Origin of the sequence: Methylobacterium sp. WL18 (assembly GCF_008040015.1) — a bacterium.
In the GTDB taxonomy this organism is placed as follows: domain Bacteria; phylum Pseudomonadota; class Alphaproteobacteria; order Rhizobiales; family Beijerinckiaceae; genus Methylobacterium; species Methylobacterium mesophilicum.
Genome location: NZ_VRVD01000885.1, coordinates 1 through 1,523, shown reverse-complemented (window position 1 = coordinate 1,523; position 1,523 = coordinate 1). Strand labels below are relative to the sequence as shown.

Genomic DNA, 1,523 nt, shown 5'->3' with positions numbered 1-1,523 from the left:
CCCCTCGTACTGCCCCCGTCATAAGAGTTTTTATTTTTTTTTTATTGATACGGCTACCACCCATTTTTACACAGAGTATATGGTCGGCTGCGTCAGATGTGTATACGATACAGGCGCTACGCCGACCTGGCCGCCAGCGCTGAGCGGCATTCCGACCGCCGCGGCCCGCCGGCCTCCGGCATCGAGCTCTGCAACGACTACCGCTGCTTCTGGTCGCTCAACTTCGCGATCCGGCGGGCCACCTTCCTGGCGCTGGGCGGCTTCGACGAGCGCTACGCCGGCTATGGCGGCGAGGACACCGACTTCGGCAAGATCCTCGACCAGAGCGGCACCCCGATCGCCTGGATCAAGGGCGCCCTGGCCTATCACCAGTACCACCCGCACCACATGCCGCCGATCCACCACCTCGACAGCGTCGTGCGCAACGCCGAGCTGTTCGAGGCCAAGTGGGGCTACCGGACCATGGGCCACTGGCTCTACGCATTCCGGGTCATGGGCCTGATCGACGACACGCCCGACCGGCCGATCCGGATCCTGCGCCGGCCCGACGCCGACGACCTCGCCCTGACCGGGCAGCAGAGCCACCAGCCCTACACCAACTCCGCATCCGTCATCCGGTATCTGGAATCCCGGGTCGGCGCGGCGGCGACCGCGTGAGGATCGCGCTCCTCGCCCATATCCGCCACCCGGTCGCGCCGCCCTTCACGGGGGGCATGGAGGCCCATAGCTGGCATCTCGCCGAGGGGCTGGCGGCCCGCGGCCACGACGTTGTGCTGTTCGCCTCCGGCGACAGCGATCCGCGCTTCGCGATCGACGCCGTTGTGCCGATGCACCACGAGCGCGTCTTCCCGGGGCTCGAGCATCGCGGCGATCCGGGGCTGCGGGCCCATGTCGATGCCGGCTACGCCGCCGCCTGCGACCGGATCGCGGCGGGCGGGTTCGACGTGCTGCACAACAACAGCCTGAGCCGCCTGCCCCTGGAGGGTCGGCGGACCGCGCGGGTCCCCACCGTCACCTCCCTGCACGTGCCGCCCTACGACGCCCTGCGCGGGTTCGTGCACGACAGCCCCGGCCCGGGTCACCGGATCACCGTGACCTCGCGGGCGCAGCTCCACACCTGGTGGCCGGAGGGCGCGCCGCCGGAGGTGTCGGTGCTGCACAACGGCGTCGACCCCGCGGCCTGGCCGTTCCGGGAGCGCGGCGACGGCAGCGCCGTCTGGTCCGGGCGGCTGGCTGCGATCAAGGGCGCCCACCACGCGATCGCGGCGGCCCGGCGCGCCGGTATCCCGCTGACCCTGTACGGCCCGATCGAGGAGCCGAATTACTGGGCGGACCGGATCGCCCCGCAGCTCGGCGGCCCGATCCGCTACGGCGGCCATCTCGACGGCTCGGCGCTGGCCGCCGAGATCGGCCGCGCCTCGGTCTTCCTGTTCACCCCGTGCTGGGACGAGCCGTTCGGCCTGGTGGCGATCGAGGCGATGGCCTGCGGCCTGCCGGTGGCCGGCTTCGCGATGGGCGCGGCC

General features: G+C 70.8%; 1 protein-coding gene and 1 pseudogene. Both read left to right on the top strand.

From position 1 onward, the window contains the following. Nucleotides 1–114 precede the first annotated feature (114 nt). Nucleotides 115–657, top strand: a pseudogene (locus tag FV228_RS29330) (galactosyltransferase-related protein); the annotation flags it as partial. Further along, the coding region (locus FV228_RS29325) for a glycosyltransferase (RefSeq protein WP_147857673.1) at nucleotides 654–1,523 on the top strand (870 nt) is incomplete at its 3' end. The pseudogene FV228_RS29330 and the gene FV228_RS29325, both read left to right, overlap by 4 nt.